General features: G+C 55.4%; 26 protein-coding genes. 12 read left to right on the forward strand and 14 right to left on the reverse strand.

Going from position 1 to position 17,724, the window contains the following annotated elements; all coding sequences use genetic code 11:
* Positions 1 to 74: 74 nt before the first annotated feature.
* The 3 genes from AB5217_RS16535 to AB5217_RS16545 are packed head-to-tail and all read left to right on the forward strand — an operon-like array spanning position 75 to position 3,013.
* Positions 75 to 1,298, forward strand: coding sequence for a site-specific integrase (locus AB5217_RS16535; RefSeq protein ID WP_004303751.1), 1,224 nt, complete (start codon positions 75 to 77; stop codon positions 1,296 to 1,298).
* 31 nt (positions 1,299 to 1,329) lie between these two features.
* Entirely contained in the window at positions 1,330 to 2,619 is a 1,290-nt protein-coding gene (locus tag AB5217_RS16540) for a site-specific integrase (RefSeq protein WP_004295428.1), read from the forward strand.
* 28 nt (positions 2,620 to 2,647) lie between these two features.
* Complete coding sequence (locus AB5217_RS16545) at positions 2,648 to 3,013, forward strand: non-receptor tyrosine-protein kinase TNK1 (RefSeq protein WP_004295429.1); 366 nt, start codon at positions 2,648 to 2,650, stop codon at positions 3,011 to 3,013.
* A gap of 36 nt (positions 3,014 to 3,049) precedes the next feature.
* Here AB5217_RS16545 and AB5217_RS16550 read toward each other — a convergent pair whose 3' ends face one another.
* Entirely contained in the window at positions 3,050 to 3,361 is a 312-nt protein-coding gene (locus AB5217_RS16550; RefSeq protein ID WP_004295430.1) for a helix-turn-helix domain-containing protein, read from the reverse strand.
* Entirely contained in the window at positions 3,358 to 3,651 is a 294-nt protein-coding gene (locus AB5217_RS16555) for a helix-turn-helix domain-containing protein (RefSeq protein WP_004319131.1), read from the reverse strand. Before AB5217_RS16555 ends, AB5217_RS16550 begins: the two co-directional genes overlap by 4 nt.
* A gap of 543 nt (positions 3,652 to 4,194) precedes the next feature.
* Between AB5217_RS16555 and AB5217_RS16560 the strand changes: the two genes are divergently transcribed.
* The 9 genes from AB5217_RS16560 to AB5217_RS16600 are packed head-to-tail and all read left to right on the forward strand — an operon-like array spanning position 4,195 to position 8,603.
* Positions 4,195 to 4,446: a hypothetical protein gene (locus AB5217_RS16560; RefSeq protein WP_017141503.1), complete on the forward strand. Its 252-nt coding sequence runs from the start codon at positions 4,195 to 4,197 to the stop codon at positions 4,444 to 4,446.
* Between the two features lie 12 nt (positions 4,447 to 4,458).
* On the forward strand, positions 4,459 to 5,451 hold the full coding sequence (locus tag AB5217_RS16565) for a hypothetical protein (RefSeq protein WP_004295433.1): 993 nt from the start codon (positions 4,459 to 4,461) through the stop codon (positions 5,449 to 5,451).
* 45 nt (positions 5,452 to 5,496) lie between these two features.
* Positions 5,497 to 5,907, forward strand: coding sequence for a PcfK-like family protein (locus AB5217_RS16570; RefSeq protein WP_009132163.1), 411 nt, complete (start codon positions 5,497 to 5,499; stop codon positions 5,905 to 5,907).
* 2 nt (positions 5,908 to 5,909) lie between these two features.
* Complete coding sequence (locus AB5217_RS16575) at positions 5,910 to 7,193, forward strand: PcfJ domain-containing protein (RefSeq protein WP_004303775.1); 1,284 nt, start codon at positions 5,910 to 5,912, stop codon at positions 7,191 to 7,193.
* 40 nt (positions 7,194 to 7,233) lie between these two features.
* A complete protein-coding gene (locus AB5217_RS16580) occupies positions 7,234 to 7,560 on the forward strand; it encodes a hypothetical protein (protein WP_004295437.1) in 327 nt (108 codons plus the stop codon).
* Positions 7,561 to 7,601: 41 nt separating this feature from the next.
* Positions 7,602 to 7,919: a hypothetical protein gene (locus AB5217_RS16585; protein ID WP_004295436.1), complete on the forward strand. Its 318-nt coding sequence runs from the start codon at positions 7,602 to 7,604 to the stop codon at positions 7,917 to 7,919.
* A 46-nt stretch (positions 7,920 to 7,965) separates the two neighbouring features.
* A complete protein-coding gene (locus AB5217_RS16590; RefSeq protein WP_004295438.1) occupies positions 7,966 to 8,232 on the forward strand; it encodes a DUF6956 domain-containing protein in 267 nt (88 codons plus the stop codon).
* A 4-nt stretch (positions 8,233 to 8,236) separates the two neighbouring features.
* Positions 8,237 to 8,416 carry a hypothetical protein gene (locus AB5217_RS16595; RefSeq protein WP_004295439.1) on the forward strand — a complete coding sequence of 60 codons (180 nt, stop codon included), beginning with the start codon at positions 8,237 to 8,239 and terminating at the stop codon, positions 8,414 to 8,416.
* Complete coding sequence (locus AB5217_RS16600; protein WP_004295440.1) at positions 8,400 to 8,603, forward strand: hypothetical protein; 204 nt, start codon at positions 8,400 to 8,402, stop codon at positions 8,601 to 8,603. The genes AB5217_RS16595 and AB5217_RS16600 overlap by 17 nt, the downstream gene beginning before the upstream one ends.
* 56 nt (positions 8,604 to 8,659) lie before the next feature.
* Here the strand turns inward: AB5217_RS16600 and AB5217_RS16605 are convergent, their stop codons facing one another.
* From AB5217_RS16605 to AB5217_RS16660, 12 genes are all read right to left on the reverse strand, one after another.
* Positions 8,660 to 9,046, reverse strand: a complete 387-nt coding sequence (locus AB5217_RS16605; protein ID WP_004295441.1) for a hypothetical protein — start codon at positions 9,044 to 9,046, stop codon at positions 8,660 to 8,662.
* Entirely contained in the window at positions 9,024 to 9,221 is a 198-nt protein-coding gene (locus AB5217_RS16610; RefSeq protein WP_004295442.1) for a hypothetical protein, read from the reverse strand. The genes AB5217_RS16605 and AB5217_RS16610 overlap by 23 nt, the downstream gene beginning before the upstream one ends.
* A gap of 186 nt (positions 9,222 to 9,407) precedes the next feature.
* On the reverse strand, positions 9,408 to 11,360 hold the full coding sequence (locus AB5217_RS16615; protein ID WP_368112775.1) for a DUF4116 domain-containing protein: 1,953 nt from the start codon (positions 11,358 to 11,360) through the stop codon (positions 9,408 to 9,410).
* Positions 11,361 to 11,423: 63 nt separating this feature from the next.
* A complete protein-coding gene (locus AB5217_RS16620) occupies positions 11,424 to 11,867 on the reverse strand; it encodes a DUF3872 domain-containing protein (protein WP_004295445.1) in 444 nt (147 codons plus the stop codon).
* Positions 11,868 to 11,880: 13 nt separating this feature from the next.
* Positions 11,881 to 12,465, reverse strand: coding sequence for a conjugal transfer protein TraO (locus AB5217_RS16625; RefSeq protein ID WP_004319140.1), 585 nt, complete (start codon positions 12,463 to 12,465; stop codon positions 11,881 to 11,883).
* Between the two features lies 1 nt (position 12,466).
* Positions 12,467 to 13,387: a conjugative transposon protein TraN gene (gene traN, locus AB5217_RS16630; protein ID WP_149887651.1), complete on the reverse strand. Its 921-nt coding sequence runs from the start codon at positions 13,385 to 13,387 to the stop codon at positions 12,467 to 12,469.
* Positions 13,388 to 13,459: 72 nt separating this feature from the next.
* Positions 13,460 to 14,740: a conjugative transposon protein TraM gene (traM, locus tag AB5217_RS16635; protein ID WP_007851773.1), complete on the reverse strand. Its 1,281-nt coding sequence runs from the start codon at positions 14,738 to 14,740 to the stop codon at positions 13,460 to 13,462.
* Entirely contained in the window at positions 14,715 to 15,014 is a 300-nt protein-coding gene (locus AB5217_RS16640; RefSeq protein ID WP_347072936.1) for a TraL conjugative transposon family protein, read from the reverse strand. Before AB5217_RS16640 ends, traM begins: the two co-directional genes overlap by 26 nt.
* A 4-nt stretch (positions 15,015 to 15,018) precedes the next feature.
* Positions 15,019 to 15,642, reverse strand: coding sequence for a conjugative transposon protein TraK (gene traK / locus AB5217_RS16645; protein WP_004295450.1), 624 nt, complete (start codon positions 15,640 to 15,642; stop codon positions 15,019 to 15,021).
* Positions 15,643 to 15,653: 11 nt separating this feature from the next.
* Positions 15,654 to 16,733 carry a conjugative transposon protein TraJ gene (gene traJ, locus AB5217_RS16650; protein ID WP_347072937.1) on the reverse strand — a complete coding sequence of 360 codons (1,080 nt, stop codon included), beginning with the start codon at positions 16,731 to 16,733 and terminating at the stop codon, positions 15,654 to 15,656.
* Positions 16,734 to 16,752: 19 nt separating this feature from the next.
* Complete coding sequence (locus AB5217_RS16655) at positions 16,753 to 17,373, reverse strand: DUF4141 domain-containing protein (protein ID WP_016212896.1); 621 nt, start codon at positions 17,371 to 17,373, stop codon at positions 16,753 to 16,755.
* A gap of 35 nt (positions 17,374 to 17,408) precedes the next feature.
* Positions 17,409 to 17,723, reverse strand: a complete 315-nt coding sequence (locus AB5217_RS16660) for a DUF3876 domain-containing protein (RefSeq protein ID WP_004303798.1) — start codon at positions 17,721 to 17,723, stop codon at positions 17,409 to 17,411.
* Position 17,724: the final 1 nt, after the last annotated feature.

Raw genomic sequence — 17,724 nt, forward strand, 5'->3', positions numbered from 1 at the left:
AAGGAAACATCGGTCTTATTCCACACTTTGATGTTGAAACTTTATGCAAATATATAACGATTAAAAATTATACAATGAAACAGACGGATGTAACGGTTACGTTCTACCTCAAAAAGAGCGAAATGAATGACGAGGGACATTGCCCGGTCATGGCGAAACTTGTTGTCGGCAAATTTTCAGAAGCGGCTTTTAGTGCGAAAATGTCCGTACCCGCTGCACTGTGGGCATCCGGACGTGCCACGGGTAAAAGTAACGCCGCGCGGGAAATCAACCGGCAACTGGACGATTTGCGAGCTTCAGCCATTTCCATTTATGACGAACTGTCAGCCACCCGTGAGAATGTAACGGCTGAAGAAATAAGGAATCTGTTGTTGGGGACGGCTTTCGGGCAGGAAACCCTGTTGGGTTATTTCCGGACGTTCATCGAACATTTCGAAAAACGTGTCGGCGTGAACCGGGAAAAGGGAACAGCGCAATCTTACCGCTATGCTTGTAACTGTGTGGCTGCTTTCATCCAGGAGAAATACAAGTTGTCGGATGTTCCTTTCACGGCCCTGAACCGTTCATTCATCGACAACTATGACCTCTACCTACGCACGGAGCGCCGCTTTGCCCTGGGAACTATCGTGTTGCTTGTCACACGGTTGAACACGATTGTCGGGGAAGCCATCGCGGAAGGGATTATCACTGCCGACCCGTTCGCGGGTTATGAAGCCGAACATCCCGAGCGGGAACAGAAATACCTTACCGCCGCAGAGTTACAACGGCTGATGACCACACCCCTGCATGACCCGAAGCTCTACCATATCCGCGACCTGTTCCTCTTCTCCTGCTACACGGGTATCCCTTACGGGGACATGTGCCGCCTGACGACGGAGGATCTGGAAGTGGCCGAGGACGGTGAGGTATGGATCAAGACCGCCCGCAAGAAGACGAAAATCGACTATGAAGTGCCGTTGCTCGACATCCCGTTACTCATCCTCGACAAGTACCGGGATATGGCCCCGGAAGGGAAACTGCTGCCGATGTACAGCAACAACGAACTCAACCGGACGCTGAAACGTATTGCCGCCATTTGCGGGATTGAACGGAAGCTCGTCTTTCACTGCGGACGCCATACCTACGCCACCGAGATCACGCTTTCGCATGGTGTCCCGCTTGAAACCGTCAGTAAAATGCTGGGGCATAGCCGCATTTCCACGACGCAGATTTACGCCAAAGTGACCGATGACAAGATCGACATGGATACCCGGTCTTTAGAGGAAAAGATTGCCGGCCGCTTCTCCGTAGCTATTTAATCTATCATTGACAATCAAATTCACAACGATTATGGAAACGAATAATAAAGAGATAAAACGTCGCAGCACGTTCTCCCTGCTGTTCTACATCAACCGCACGAAAGTCCGCAAGGACGGAACATGTAAATTGTTATGCAAGGTAAGCATCGACGCCAAGTCGGCCCCGATCAATATCAACGCGTTTGTCGATCCATCGCTCTGGAATCCGGAAACCAAAAGGGCGAACGGACGAAGCGAGAACGCCCGAACGGTAAACCTGGCAATAGAGAAACTGACCGAAAAAATCACCGGACATTACCGTCATATTCGTAAAAGCCTCGGTTTCGTGACGGCCGAGCTGGTCAAAAACGCCGTGGAAGGAATCGGGCAGAAACCGTTCACCCTCCTTGCCTTGTTCCGCGAGCATAACGAGGAGTTCCGCAAGCGTGTCGGCGTGGATCGCAAGGAAGAAACTTATGAAAGTTACGAGAACTCCTATAATATTTTAGCCTCCTTCGTGAAAAAAAGGAAGGAAAAGGAGGATGTAGCGTTGCGGAGCCTTGACCGGGAATTCTACGATGATTTTGAAATATTCCTGCGTACAGATCGTGAAATGAAACCCAAGACAGTACACGAGCATCTTTACCGGTTGAAGAAAATGACCAAGCGGGCTGTCAGTCAGGGTACACTCCGGCGCGACCCTTACGGGAAGCTGCACCCGGAACTGCCCCGGCGCAAGAGCCGCCATTTGAAACTCGAAGACCTCAAAAAGCTGATGGAAACTCCCGTCGATAAACCCAACCTCCAGCGGGTGCGGGACTGGTTTCTCTTCGCTACCTTCACGGGGTTGTCCTACGCCGACCTGAAACGCTTGTCCGAAAAAGACATCACGCAGTCGGACGACGGAACGTACTGGATACACATCCGGCGCCAGAAGACCGAAACGCCCTCGGCCATCCGCCTGCTGAACGTGCCGTTGCAGATCATCGAGAAATACCGCCACGAGCGTAAAAGCGACAGGATTTTCAACCTCTATTGCCGGGGGTATCTCATCAAGCTCACCAGAGAACTGGGACGGACATACGGCTTCGACATGACCTTTCACAAGGCGAGGCACAATTTCGGGACACATATCACGCTCTCGTTGGGTGTGCCTATCGAAACTGTCAGCCGCATGATGGGACACAAGAGCATTTCCACCACGCAGATTTACGCCAAAGTGACCGACCGCAAGGTGGACGAGGACATGAAACGGCTGAAAGAACAGACCAAAGGCCGGAAAATAAATCTCTACGAGGAGGACGAACCGGAAACGGCAGATATTATAACGGTAAACGGTTGAACAGTATAACAAAAATTGATAAATTTGTATGACTATGACGACAAGAGAACCTATCAGCATTGAAAACGGGCGGGTGGAAATCCACGCGCCGGAGAACCGTGTATGGCTCACGCGCCACCAGATTGCCGACCTGTTCGGAGTCTTCGTTCCTGCCGTGGGGAGCAACATCCGCTCCATACTCAAAAGCGGCATACTCCGTGAGGAGAGGGTTTACCGCCGGGAGCGCAACCGTGACGGCGGTATTGTCGAGCTGTATTCGCTCGAAATGATCGCCGCGCTGGCTTTCCGCTTAAAATCCGGGAATGCCGAAGCCTTCCGACGGTGGCTTGTCCGAAGGGCCACGACGACCGCCGTCGTCTGGCAGCTCCCCGGCATGAACACGATATTGAACTGAAAAAGAAGAACGGCCAAAACGTTGGCCGTTCTTCTTTTATACCCATTCCTGTCCCCCGATACATTTCTTCCGGGAATCTTCCAGGAATTTCTGTATCTCGGATTCCATGTATAGTACCTTGCCCTGAATCAAATAATAGGGAATGATCCGCGCCGTGCGGTATTCCTGCAATGTACGCCTGCTGATTTTCAGCAGCCGGGACAATTCCTCGTCGGTGACGAACCGCTCTCCCTTGAGTGTCCGGCCTCCGGAGGATTCCAGTTTATCCAGTGCCTTGCCGGCCTTTTCCAAACGCCGGAAGAGATCCGCCACACGCGGATCGTGCTTGTCGATGAAATAATGGCTCATAACGCGGCGGTATTAGGATAGTGCGACGATTGCAGCAGTTTCCCGACATCTTCCGGTTTGTAGAAGATTTTGTGACGGATGCGGCTGAAAGGCAGCAACCCTTTCTCCCGGTAGGTTTGCAGGGTACGTTTCGATATACCCAGCACGTCACAGACATCCTGGTTGTCCAGCCATTTTTTCAAACTCACGTCCTCCTGCCTGCGGCATAACGCCTCGGCTTTTCTTTCAATGGCTTCCACGTGCCCTGCCAGCGCGTCGAAAGCCTTCACGTCCATACTTATTATTTCCATGTTCTGTTTCATTTTTTGTTTCCCGGATGCCCAAAAGTACACAAATGGACAGTATCTTGTTATCAGCCAGTGGCATATGGACGTATCCGTCTTAAAAGTGGCAGCGAGTGGCGCCACGTCCGGCGGAAACGATCCTCCGCCGATACGGGATCGGCACGCTCCGATACGCCAATCGCCCGTGAAAGGAAATGTTCGCGGGCGATTTATCATTCCATGCAGGGTGAGCCGTGAACCGACTTTCGCGAGCGTTCACGGCATATCGTTTTCTCCCCGTTTCTCTCCCATAACCTTTTCCTCTCTTTTTTTTCATGCCGCGGAGCGCGGTATGGAAATCTGTTGTCAGTAGCAAAGGTAGTTACGGGGCTCACGCTGCTGCAAGATCGGGCCGCGGGGCGGTTTGCCGCAAAATCTTCCTCTTTCCCTGCGGGCGAGCGTATTTTCCGACAAAATCTTGCAGCAGCTATCCCCGACACCTTTTGATGCTACCGAAACAGATTCCATCCATACCGGCTCCGCTACGGCATAAAAAAAAAGTCAAAGGTTATGAGAAACGAAGAGAAAAATAAATGGAAACAGAAATCCTCCAACCTTCCACTTGGCATAAAGGCAAAGGTCGGGTTGGCGGTAAAGGTCGGGGCGGTGACTTTGGGCTTCCACGTGTGGGGTATCGACTTTATTTGGGTCGTTTTGGGCTTCACGTTCTGTTATGACATCCTGCGGGGCATTTTCTCCTGCCTTGTTTCTCTCGTGGCTCTAACCGGCTTTTTCTATTTCCTATTCACTCACATCTTCTAAATTTTTACAGGTATGACAAAGTACATTTCATTATTCGGAGCGACTACCACGGACACGCAGGTGCAGGTAGTCAAGGAAAACCAGGTAATCATCGGTATCGGTGCGGGTGCGAGCAGAAAGCGTTACGTCGTTTACAAGGTGGAACACACCGCCCGTGGCTACGTGTACCACATGGTCGATACCGAAACAAAGGAAATCAGCCAAACGGACATTTTGCGACCCCTCTCGCAAACATTCGGTATCGGCAGGTACTACGACGACGTGAACCCCGAGTTCATGGACGCTTTCGAGGTGGCTTTGCTCGTGAGGCAGGCGGAAGAGCAAGCCACGGCGCAGGCCATCGCCGCCGCCAAAGAGAAAGCCGAGCATGACCGCATAGCGGAAATAGGAGCGCAGAGGTTACGCCGCATCATGCCCGAAGGGGTGCAGGGCGTAATCATCGCCGAACTCAACGAAACGGAATACACTGACCCCTCTTACGAGTGTTCGACCACCCGAAGCGTGCGTACCGTCATTCTCGGCTTTTCGGCCACCTCCCGCAACGGCTTCGGGGAGTTGAGAAAGGCGGCGGCCAATTTCCCGCAAACGGCGCACCTCTCCGAATACGACCCCAAGAACGAACACCGCTATCCCGTTTTCACGCTCGGCAAAAGTCCGAAATACGGGTGGAGTGTCTGCAAACTGACCCACTACACCCGTGAAGGGTACATCGACAGGCTGGCATATATCGCAGGAAACGAGGAGAATATATGTCTGCCCGAGCCGAAAGACGAAAAACGGGCGGAACGCACTGAAACGAGCGTGCAAGGCGGGTTTATCATCGTGGACTATTCCGAGAAGGCGATAGCCGTATTCGGGGACACCAAGCCCGTCAAGGACGCCCTTCACGCACTCGGGGGACGCTTCAACGCACGGCTGACGCATGACGGGCAGAAGAAAGCGGGATGGATTTTCCAAAAGACCAAAGAGGACGAGGTGCGGCGGCTTCTCGGAAAGGACGAATAAATGTTGAACACGGGGCGGCTCGCCGCCCCACAATACCAAAAAATCATGGCACAAGGAACAGATTATTTCAAACTGACGATACAGAACTATCTCGACGCACGGGCACGGGAGGACGAACTTTTCGCACCCCGATACGCCAACCCGAAAAAGAACATTGACGATTGCTGCACTTTCATCATCAACCAAGTACGGCAGAGCGGTTGCAACGGGTTTGCCGACGAGGAAATATACTCTATGGCACTCCACTATTACGACGAGGAGGACATCGACATCGGCAAACCCGTCAGTTGCAAGGTAGTGGTCAATCACACCGTTGAACTGACCGAGGAGGAAAAAGCCGAGGCACGGCGGAACGCCATACGGAAGGCCGAGAGCGAAGCCTACGCCAAGTTGGCGAAAGCCAAGTCCAAACCCAAGAAAATCGAAGATAACAAACTAATGCCCAGTCTATTTTAGTTATGAAACCGAGAACAAAATTCCAACAGAACGTCGTGGCGGCAAGCAAACACCTGCCGCCGCTTACCCCCGCACAAATCGAATGGGGGTACAAGAACTGCATCGAGCATATCGGACGCCGCACGCCGAAAGGACTTATCACCTGCACCGAGTGCGGCCACACGTGGCAGAGCGAAAACGGAGAACTCACGGACAATCTGTTAGGGTGCGAGTGTCCGCACTGCCACACCACGCTGAAAGTGGAAACCACCCTGCGCCGCAAGTTCAACGATTACGAGTATTTGTGCATCGTAACCCGCTGCAAGGGTTTTCAAGTCCTGCGCTTCGTCTATATCGAGTGTTGGGCGAAAGTGGGACAGACGCCCGTTTACACCCATATCGAAGCCGTACAGCGGTGGATTGCCCCCGACGGACGCTCCGCAACCTTCGCACGGCTGCGCCCGATGGGCTTCTTCGTTCACGGGTGGAGTTGGTCGAGCGCATTGGAACTGCGGGCGGAGAACGACGGGAAATACAACATCACGCCCACACGCATCTATCCCCGGCAACGGCTTATCCCCGAACTGCGCCGAAGCGGTTACGGCAAACAACTCCCCGATGTAACCCCTTTCGACCTTATCCACCTGCTGCTCTCGGAGAACAAGGCCGAAACGCTGCTTAAAGCGGGACAAACGGCACTCGTGCGATTTTTCGCCCGTTCCTCCCGCAATATCGCAGACTATTGGCCGGCCATCCGTATCGCCATCCGTAACGGGTACGCTATCGGGAAACCGACGGAATGGTGCGACTACATCGACCTGCTGCGATTTTTCGGGAAAGACCTGCATAACGCCCATTTCGTGTGTCCCGCAGACCTGCCCGCAGCGCATGACCTCTACATGGCTAAAAAACGGCGGCACATGCAAATGGAACGGCGGCAGGAGGAACGGCGCAAGGCGTTGGAACAGGAAGCCTCGTTTGTCAAAGCCAAAGGACGGTTTTTCGGAGTGGAGTTTTCCGACGGGGAAATCCGCATCAAGGTATTGGACAGCGTTGAAGCCATACGGCAGGAGGGCGAGGCCATGCACCACTGCGTGTTTACCAACGAATACTATCTGAAAGCCGACTCGCTCATACTCTCGGCTACAATCGACGGCAAACGTATCGAAACGATAGAGGTGTCCCTAAAACGCATGGAGGTCGTGCAGAGCCGTGGCGTGTGTAACAAGAATACCCCATACCACGGGCAAATACTGAAACTGATGAAGGGGAACATGTCCCTTATACGGAAACGAATGACAGCATAAAAATCGGGGCGGCGAAAGCCGCCCGCAAAAACAAAATAGAATGAACCAAATAGCATATAAATTCGTGTCGTGGGACGTTCCCGCACTCGAAAGCCTTGCAGGCTCAAAAGCGTACATATTACGCAAACGGCTCAATGACGGGGGAACGCTCACCCGTGAGGAGAAAGACTGGATTACCCGTGAGGTAAACCATAACACCTATTTCAAGGACTCCATTCCGCTTTTAGGGTATCGTTTCAACTTTGTCGATGTACTGAAAACATTCGTGGTAAAGCAGTACGGGCATTACACGGAATACAAGGGCGTGGACAAGACGAGCATACGCTCCATGTTGTACGGCAGAGTGGAAAGGATTGTCGAATTATAAAATCGGGGCGGCGAAAGCCGCCCTACAAAAAAAATATAACAATGAAAATCATCTATAAAAGCTACATGGCACGCCCGCTCAAACCCTTCGGGGAGTGGGATTGGGAAGTTCGGGAAGCAGTCAAGACGGCCCTTGCGCTCGTCGAGGGGAAAAACGGGTTCAAAACCCATTCCGAGATATGGCGAAGGTGCAACCTCGTCATTACCGTGGGACACAACATCTACACCACGAGTATCGAGATACGACCACCCGAGCAGGACGTGATACGCCGCAGGAGCAACTGGCATAACGGCTACGCCTACTACTGCAACGGCGTGTTCTGGGCGAACATGAGCAGGGTTAGAGTGGAACTTGTCTGATTAAAAAATTTCGGGGCGGCAAAAGCCGCCCGTAAAAAGCGAGAATATGAAAACGAATGAAGTAAACAAGGAAATCTCCTATGAAACGCTGCTCGTAACCTTCGGCGAGGGTATCGGGCGGCTCAACACCATGTTCGACGACCCGCAGGTGTGGGGCGTTGCCACGCTGAAGCAGTGGATCGACGGGTATGAAACTACGCGCTTCACCGAAATCGACGACCGAACGGCGGTTATCACATCCGAATACAACATGGACAGCGTGAAGGAATGGCTGCAAAAGAACACACCGATTATCAACCTGGAAAAACGATAAAATCATGCGCAAGTACAAATTATTCATCGGCTACCGGCTGCTGGGAGAGTTTTCCGGTATATGGGAAGCCAAAAATTTCGCCGCTGAAAGCGGCATGAGCGGAATTTTCTCGCTCGTGGGAGAAAATTACCGGGACAGTTGGTACGAACCCAAAAAACAGGACAAGAATGGAAACAAAGATTAAAGACATCACGGGAGCGGAAATAACCGTTACCGACTTAAAAGAGGCGGTACGCCAATGCCGGGAGTGCCTCGCAAGTCCTTACCTGATGCCCTCGGGGCATACCGTGGGGGAAAACCATGCCTACATGTTGCGGCAACTGCTCGCCCTGCAAAGGCGGAAACGGGAACACGGCAGGCAACGGCCGTGAAAATACGACGCGAAAAAAATCGGACGATAACAACCGTCCGATTTTTTTGTTTCCCGTCAATCGACCGCCGTATGGTCGCCCAGCTTCCCGTGCAGTTCACGCCCGATATGTCCGGCAATGCCACGGGGAGAAATTTCAGAGATTGAACCCCACCCGCCATGCGTGTATATGCACGTCTTGAGCGGTTCGGTACGGGAAAGGTAGAACAGATAGCCGTTGCGGAGCAGGATGCCCACGAACACCGAGCCGACCTCGATGTCGGCGATCTCGTCAAAACGTATCTTCCCGTCATTGTATAATACTGCCGTGCCATCCGCATCGGGAATGACGAACAGATCGTCTTCCATAACAATCCCGTGCAACTCGATTAGCGACCCCAGGCATTCACTCGCCGATACCCGGTCGTAATCACCCTTTACCTCATTTGTCGATTTCGTTTCCATATCGCTTTTCTTTAGGTTCAGACAAATACCATACGAAAAAGGCGTGAGAATACGTTAAATACCGGCATTGAGGTACAGCCAAGCACCCATCCACTCGATAGATAATTTCTCCCCACGCCGCTATCGCATACGCTTGACGCATATAGACACGACGATAAAGAAGAGAACTACCCATTATTTTGCGAGCGGATTAAAATTTGGCTGTTTTCAATGCCCCACCATAATGTGTTCCTTCCGTATGTAAATCGCCCGGCGGCACGCCGCCGGAGGATTCGATTGCAAATATAACGATTTCATCCGGGTATCGGCGACAACACGTGCGATTTTTAACAACCTTCCTGCCAAAGAACTACCCGCCGTCCTACAATTTCGGCCCCCGGGCGGGTTTGCGGGGCGCGACCTTCGGCTGCGCCTTCTTCTCCCTGGGCGGTTCGACGATCCGCAGTTTGAGTTTCTCCGTCTTACGGTCGTAACGCACCTCGCAGCAGTCAATCTCACCCGCAACCGACGTCCACACGTTGTTCACACGCACCGCGCCGCCCGAGTAGAGGGTCTTGTATTGTTCGTATTCGAGCGGCTGACGCAATTTCGCGTCCACCTGACGGTGGAACGAATAGATATTACGTCCCTTCGCTATCTCGTCGGGAACGTAAACCCGCAACTCGGGATGGGCGGCCTCGGCATAGAGGCACAGATCCGACGTGCGAAGCTCCCTCGGAACCCACTGGATCATCCTCGGGTCGCCCCGCACGGCCGTATCGGCCACGAGCGGCGTGATGGCCGTCTGGGGAATGTCGTACAGCACCCCCGCATCCTTGCGAACGGCCTCCAACGCCACCTCCTCCGTTACAAGCCGGCGGTTCAGGTGCAGGACACTCATCAACCGGTGTATCTGCTGCGGGTCGTCCTGCTCGCGGAACACCTGCAAGACCAGGGCGGGGTCGCTCAACGCGCTGATAACCGAGAAATCGGTTTTGTCCTTCCCGTAGGTACGCTCGAAAGCCTCCCGGCTCATCTCCGGCGTCCGGGCTTCGCGGGGGACGCCTTTCAGGTTTTGCGGGTTCTCCCGCACCAGGCTCATGTATAGATCCGGGCTTTTCATGCTCTCGGGCAGGTGGGCGATGGCATAGGGACTGCGCCGTATGGCCTCCATGCACAACTCCGGCGTTTTCCACTTCTCGGGGACATATTGCAGGTAGCTCCCGTCGTGCCCGACGGCCCGGCGGCACATCTCCTCGTTCTTGGCGTGGTCGGGAAGGTTGTAGAACAGCTCCGGCTCCAGGGCGAAAATTTCCCGGGCCACTTTCGGCGTGACGTGTGCCGGGTTCATGTGCTGCAAAAAATCGAAGGTCTTCTCGTAATTCGTGCAATAGAACCCCAACGCCTTCATGTGTATATCCTCGAAAGGGATATAGCGGAGGACACGCAGGTCGTCGGCACGGGCCAACGCCCGGTTGCAGACCTCCGGCGTGAGCTGTTCGGGGTTGAAAAAGCGGATGGCCAGGGGATCGCGCTCCAGCGCCATCCCGCACAGACGGTCGGTTTTCAGATGTTTCGGAACGTACTCCAGTGCCAGGTAGTTCGAGGACACGGCGGCCTCGCAGACCCGTTCCGTGCGTAATTCCTCCGGCACTTCATGGAGCAGGATGCCGTCCCCGCTGACGGCACGCAGGCAGACTGCCTCCGTGCGCAGTTCCACCGGCACGAGCGAAAGGCAGGACGCGTCCATCCCCACGCCGTGAAGGGCCAGCTCCCCGGTCATGACCTCCGGGGCAATGGAGGCGAAAATCTCGAACTTGTCCACGAACGACATCCCGAATTTTTTCAGCCCTTCCAGGCATATATCGGGATACGGAATGTAAGGGAGTATCTTGTAATCGGCACTGTCCACCGCTTTCAACGCCGCACGGCATATTTGCGGCGTCCTCAATTCCCCGGGAACGGCCTCCAGCACCAGGCCGTTGCGCTTCACGGCCGCCATGCACAGTTCGGGGGTCTTCAACCCCTCCGGAACGTAATACAGCGCGTAGCTGTTGCTATCGACGGCGGCACGGCACATTTTCGGTGTCTTCAGACGGTCAGGGACGAATTTCAGTGTTTCGCCCCGGTGGCCGGCCGCGGCAAGACAAAGTTCCGGCGTTTTCATCGCTTCGGGAACGAACTCGATGTTGAAAGCCGATTTCTTGATGGCGAAACGGCAGACCTCCGCCGTTTTCCGATCCTCGGGCAGCGTCTCGAAAAGGTTCTCACGCCACGGGTTCTCGTACACCCCCGTATCGAGATAGGCTATATCTATTCTCTCTTGCTCTGTCATGGTTTTCAGTATTTATGGAAAGCGCCCGGGTGACGGGCGCTTCTCTTGGTTAGACATATTCCGTTATCGTTCCGTTTCCTCCGTCCCGTTCTCGCTCTGGAACGTGAAGGAGGTCTTCACGACCTGACCCGTGTTGTCCTCGACATAGACGTCGATGGTCTGCTGGTCATCGCTGCGCGATGTGTAATAGAGGCGGAACACCTCACGGTCGAGCGGATAGCGGTCGTTGGGCAGGAACACCGTACCGTCGTCCATCCTCAACTCACCGCGCCCGTCGGGCTGGAAATAGCGGATCGTGTAACGTGCGCCGTCATATCTCCCCTCCCGCACGAGCGTGCAGCGGATTTCAGCGGTTTCACCAACGGAGATTCGCTTCTGAACGGGCATCGTTTCCAGAGAGAACGTGTACGCCTGCTGTATATCCAGCCCGTTGTCGCAGGATGCGCATAAAAGACCCAGGGCGGCGATCCAGACCGCCAGGGCCAATATCTTTTTCATCTTTTTCATGTCGCTTGCAAGTTTAATGGATTATGAATTTCACGCCCAGGCCGAACTGCGCGTGGAAATGTCCCGTTGTAGTGCCCCATAGGATACGCTCACGCCCCGTCAGCGAGAGGATAATCCTGTCGGTCAGGTACGCATCGACCTCCAGCGTGACGGCCCCGCCATAGAGGAAACGGTCGCGGTGGCGGAGCGTAGAGCCGTCATAGAGCCGCCTCTCGCCCCGGTTCACGCTCTCGTAACCGGCCAGCGCCGAGCCGCCGAGGTAGAAGAAAAAAGTCCTGGACGGGTCGGCGAGGAACTTGTAATAGTAACCTCCCTCGGCCGTGAACTGCGCCACCGGGATACGTTCCGACTTGTAGGGGTAATAACGGTTCAGGAACTCCGCGCCGAACACCCACTTGTCGGCATTCTTCGCGTAGCGGCTCATGGCCAGCCCGAACCAGTAGCCCGTTTCGCTGCGGCTGTCCCGGGTATAGAAGCCGTCGGCCATGCCTCCCCGTATTTCCAGCCCGCGCATGGCGGGCAGGGCACGCTGGGCGTGCGCCCCGTCCGAAAGGAGGAGGCATAACCCCAGCGTGAGAATGAATATCGCCCGTTTCATATCACTTTACCTTTAACTCGTTGATAACACGTGCGCGCACCAGGTCGGCATTCTCCACCGTGAAAGTCTGGTGTCGCCCGCCCTGCTGCTCGTGCAGTTCCACGACCAGCTGCTTGTCGTCGGCCAGCGTGAACTTCGGGAGCGTGAAGACCATGCGCTCGGTACGCTTGCCGCCGATGACCTGCACGTTGTTGTACGCCCGCACGGGCCATACGACCTGCTCCTGGATGGCCGTGCGTTTGGCCACCTTCTTGTCCGTAATCTTGAACGTCAGGTAGTCCACGTTGAAAGGCACGTTGGAGGAGTTTTTCAGTTGGAGGTGGAAATAAAGCAGGTCGTTATGCACGTAGATACCTTTGAGGAGGTATTGTACCCCGAAACGCTTGCAACCGATATGCTTGATCTCGCGGCGGTCATTCTTGTAAATGGACTGCATGATCAGTTTGACCAGCAGCGGAGATTCGCAGCCCAACTCCTGCAAATAGATGTCCAGCGCGTTATTGGGGCGGTTTACCGCCTCCCCGTCATGCAGGAAGTCCGCCATCTCGACCGACAGTTTCACCGGCTCGTCGGCATACTTGACATTGAAGCTGTAATAGGCCCCGTCCTCGGTAATGACCGAAAGGTTGCTCTCGCGCGAGAAATCACGCAGGGCCGCCTTTACACGCAGCACGTTTTCCGTGCCGTCGGCTTTCGCCGCCAGAAGATCCGAAGACCCCAGATCGACGTAACGGATGGCCGAGGGGAAAATCACATGCACGGTCTTGCTGAACGTCACCTCCAGCGCGTAGGGCGGGATAACCCGGTTGAAGGTCAGCGGACGGGTAAGACCGTCGTACAAATCGCCCGTGGAGGGCTTTTCCTGCGCGTGGGCAGCGAACATGCACCCGATAAAAACGAGTGCCAGAAGAATCTTTTTCATACTCGATAAATTTTTGATTGTTGATAAAAATGGATTTTTTCAGTGGTGTACGGAAGTACGTCGTTTGTACCCTTATTGAAGGGGCGGGAGCAGCAGGACGCTGTAACCGGCCTTGAGCGTGACCTTGACCGAGCGCATCTTCTTGCTCACGTATTGCGACACGCCCTGGATGGCGCTGCGCCCCAGGTCGGAGAGCAGTTGCGAACCGGCATCGTCCGTGATCGTGATACTGCTGCCCATGCCCGCGCCCATATTGGCGGCGATCTCCTTCACGGCATTGAGTTCTTCCGACCCCGGCACGGGAATACCCTCGTTGCCGTTCGTATCATAGACCGACAGATCGACCGGAACGACCGCCCCGCCGTGCTGGACAGCGCTGACCTTGACCGTCAGCCGTTCGCCGTTGATCCTCGCCGCCCCCGTTACGGGCGTACCCGAGGGGATGAGCAGATCTCCCGCCATCATCGGTTCCAGCAGCCGGAAAGTAACCTCCCCACCATCGGTGAGCGTCACGGTTTGCTGCACGGCGGCACGGATACTGTTGCGCTCGGGCTCGCGAAGGTCGCTCCCCACCGTGTTGAAACCCCAGTTCCGGGGCTTGACGAACTCACGGGCGAAGACCGAATCGGGCAGCGGGGCGGCGAGCAGCGACACGATGTTACGGCGCACCTGGCGCACGGGCTGCACGGAAGCCTTGCCGGAAACGGAGGTTTTCTGACGCGGAGCTTCCGGGGCCTGACCGCCATTCATGTAGCGGGCGGCGATCTCGTAGGACTTCTCCAGCAGCGCCACCTGCTCCTCCTGGGCCGTTTTCTGCGCCTGCTGTTCTTCTAGGCGGCGTTCCAGTTCCTCGATGCGGGCCTGCATCTCGCGCTCTTCCCCCGTTTCACCGGCGGTCTCCTCGTAGAAACTGCCTAACTGGCGGTTGATGTCGGCATAGGCGGCACGGGAAGTCCGGAAAGCTCCCGACGAACCGCCGGCAGGGCCGGAAGACTTATCCGGCACGGCAGCGGGCATGACGGGCTCTTCTTCCTCGTCCTCCATCCCGAACGCGAAATCCTGCAAGGAGCGCATCTTTTCCCGCTCCCTGCGCCGCATCTCCTCCTGCACGTAGGCATCACGCTTGTCCGAGAGGATACCCTCCGATTCCGGGGTCGGCAGCTCCGTGTTGAAACCCGCCGAAGGCTCCTCCCGTTCTTTTTCGCCGGGGGAGAAGATCAGCCACATGCACCCGGCAAAGGCCAGGAAAAAGAGCGGGAAGACCACCATCTTCTTCCGCATCTGTATCTGCCGGGGCGTGAGTTCCTTTTTCCCCGCCTCCGGCTGTTTATTCTGTTTTTCGTTCGTCGTCATAATTGAAATCTTTTAGATGTTTTACACTGTCGTCCTCCTGCCGTTGTCTTAATTCCAGTTCCAGCCGCTCGATATGCCGTATCTGCATCCGTTCCCCGGCTCCCTTGCCGAAGCGGTAGATGGAAGACACGGTAAAGTAGAGCGACAAGACGGAAAAGAACAAGAGCAGCGTGAGGATCACGATAATCCGCTTATCGGGCGAGAGCGCCCCGCAAGCGCGGCGCAGGTGGTCTTCGACCCACTCCCCGAAAGCCTTTATTCTCTTCTTTGCCATAGCCTTATCTTTTTAATGTACGTAAATCGCGGTTCTCCAGAATCTCGAATTTCTCCATGATGAAACCCTGCGGGTTATTGTCCGAACGCCCCGAGTTGATCAGCTCGCAGCGCGTGACCAGCGAACGCTCGGTGATGTTGCTCTCGCGGACAATCATTTGCCGGGCATAGGTCATGGCCCGGTAGGGATAGGCGTTGAAGTCGCACACCACGGAGTCCACCTCGATACGCTGGCTGATGTTCCCCGACACCACACGGTTGTAGTAACCTTTCTCCTGCATGTCCTGGTAATAGGCGAAGGCGCTCTTATCGACCAGGAACAGCGCGCGGTTGATGTTGCTCTCGATGGCCGCACGGTCGGGCGAGAGGGTGAAGAACAACTCGTGAAAACGCCGGATATGTTCGCGCGCCTCCACGGGGCGGTTCTGGCTCAAATCCTGCGAGAGCGCCAGCATCAGCGACTTGCCCCCGTCCAGGACGTAGATCTTCTCGCGCTGCTTTTCGGCGAAACGGAAGCTCGCGACCACGCTGAACACGGATACCAGCGCGCACAGGCAGAGGAACACGATACCGAAAAGCCGAATCTGCCTGAAACTTGTTTCGATGTTTTTTAATGACTTGAATTCCATTGTCCAAATTGTTATGAATGATTATTGTTACCTTGTGTTGCCAGGTTGCGCCCGTTGGGGGCACTGCCCGAAGCCGGGCCACCGCCGCCGTTACCGGAGGAGGAACCGCCACCGCCGCGACGCCCGAACGTGCGGCCGATCATGTTGCCGGCGATACCGCCCGCGACACCCGTGGCGAATGCCCCGGCCTTGTTGATACCGCCCATAGCCCCGCCGGCTCCGCCCGACTGGATCACCCACTCGGCAACGGTGGGGATCGTGAAATAGCCTATGATACCTATAATCAAAAAGATAATATAGACACCGCTGCCGCTGTCAGGAATGTAGTTGGGGTCTTGCAGGGCCAGGACGTCCGCCTGGAGCATCAACGTCTGGATCTTGGCCAGCACCGCGGAGAACAGGTCGGCGATGGGAAGCCAAAGGTACACGCTGATATAGCGGGAAATCCAGCTCGTGAGCGTCGAGTGGAAGCCGTCGTAAATGGAGAGGGCGAACGACAAGGGCCCCAGAATCGACAGCACGACTAAAAAGAATGTCCGCAGCGTGTCGATGGTAAGCCCCGCGGCGTTGAACAACAACTCGAAGAAGTCCCGGACAAGCTGCCGGAAACCGGCCTTGATGTCGTACCACGTGCGTTCGGCCCACATGCTGATAATCTCGCCCAAATCCGTGATACCCATATCCGCAAGCCGTTGTTCATACACCTCGTCATCCACTAACCAAGCCTTGCCCTCGCGCCTGCGGGCCTCGGCTTCCAAATCGTCCTTCTGTTGCTGGTATGCCTGCAAATCCAATGTCTGCCCCTCCAGTATGGCGTGCGTGCCCTGCACCACGGGCGACATCACGGCGTTGATCGTCCCCAGAACCACGGTGGGAAAGAACATCACGCACAAGCCGATGGCGAAAGGCCGCAGGAGCGGGAACACGTCGATAGGCTCCGCGCTGGCCAGTGCCTTCCATACCCGGTAAGCCACGTAAAAGAGCGCACCCAGGCCGGCGATACCTTTCGCCACCCCGATCATGTCGCCGCATAGCGGCATCATCTCCTGATACAGGTTCCGGAGAACCTGGTGTAAATTGTCGAAATCCATGACTGCCTCCGTTTTCAGATTACCAATATCTGTCGTTCGGGTTCCCGTAAAGTGCCAGCACCCGGTGCGCGTCGCCCTTTTCGCGGCTGCGGATGAAGGACACGGAGATGGTCTTGCGCGTGTAATAGCGCGTGAGGTTGCGGTACTCCAGCATCTTCGTGTAAACCTGATCCACCGCGTCCATCCGCTCCTTGTCCGAGAGCGAGAGGCCGTTGCCGCCGGTTATGACCGTCTTGAGTTCCGCCACCAGCGCGCCGCCCTCCTCCAGCAACCGGGCGTAACCCGCCGAGATCGCCGCCAGCTCGTCCACCGTGAAGTTCGGGTCTGAAACCATACGGTTGAATCCCGAGGTGTAGATTTCCGTGATCTCGCTGACCATTTCGAGCGTCAGCTTCACCTTCCGGGCATCCTTGATGATGTTATGCACCGATTTGAGGGCGTCGTAGTAAGCCTTGCTCTGGTTATAAATCTTGATACTCTCTTGCAGCGACTTGACCATGTTGGTCGCCGTGGTCGAGCTTTGAACCGCGCTCTTGATGTTCTGAACGAGGTTCGACGGGTCGATGACCGTCCACTGCGCTTTTGCCTGGTACGTGAAGCAAAGAAGCCCCACGAACAGCGTTAAAATCAATCGTTTCATCCTTTTCATTATTTAATTCGTGAATACTTGGGCGGTCATTCCGACGCCCGGTAATAATCCCCGTAGGCGGAGAGCTGGAGCACCTCGCGCCCCGCATCGTAGGCCAGGGCGACATACCCGTAGAGGTCGAAGTAACGGATGCCTCCCCAATACTTCCTCACGGGACGGGAGAAGCGTGTCCCGTCCTTGTAGGACACCTCCACGTAAAAACCGCCGCCCCGGCGTCCCGGGTTGCGGTAGATGCGAACCCGGGGGGAACCCGAGCGGCTTTCCCACTCGCCCGCCACCTCGTACAGCGCGAAGTCCAAACGCGCCGCCGTGGGGTCTGATCCGATACACTTGCGATACATG

This window comes from Bacteroides sp. MSSM.1001136sp1_RTP21357st2_D2_RTP21359_211015, from assembly GCF_040913205.1.
Classification (GTDB): Bacteria; Bacteroidota; Bacteroidia; order Bacteroidales; family Bacteroidaceae; genus Bacteroides; species Bacteroides ovatus.